This is a genomic window from Streptomyces sp. SID11385, from assembly GCF_010548245.1.
Lineage (GTDB): Bacteria > Actinomycetota > Actinomycetes > Streptomycetales > Streptomycetaceae > Streptomyces.
This window is the reverse complement of the sequence record NZ_JAAGLR010000063.1, coordinates 1-477: the sequence shown is the minus strand read 5'-3', so window position 1 is coordinate 477 and position 477 is coordinate 1. Positions and strand designations below refer to the sequence as shown.

Below are 477 nucleotides of genomic sequence, written 5' to 3'. Positions count from 1 at the left end.
CAGCGGGAACCCGCTCGCCGCCGAGCCGCCCGCCTCGTCCTCGCTCGGGGACTTCGCCCGGGCGCGGGCGCCGTGGGTCGGGGCGTTCCTCGAAGGCGTGCGGGAGGCCCTGACGCGGGCGGGAACGCGGGACGCGGAAGGGACGGCGTACGCGGCGGGGAGGCAGTCGGGCGCGGCGTACGCGGCGGGGACGCCGTCCGACGCGGTGCACGGGGCGGCCGGGGCGACGTCGCACGGCATGGGCGTGCCGTTCCTCGTCGCCGAGAAGGACCCCTCGCTCGTCGCGCGGTGGATAGCCCTCGCCTGCGCCGTGCTGCCCCCCGAGCAGGCCGGGTCGCTGTCGTTCACGACGTACGGGCCGCAGGAGGCGGCGCGCAGCGGGCGGCTCGTCGTCGGGGTGCCGCTCGGCAGCGCACCCGCGGTCGCGGGGCAGCGGTTGCTCGACGGGGCGCTGCCCCCGGCCGAGCCGGTCACGGA

At 79.5% G+C, this 477-nt stretch carries 1 pseudogene; it reads left to right on the top strand.

Annotation, left to right across the window (positions count from 1 at the left end):
- A pseudogene (locus G3I42_RS02385) lies at positions 1-477 on the top strand (hypothetical protein); the annotation flags it as partial.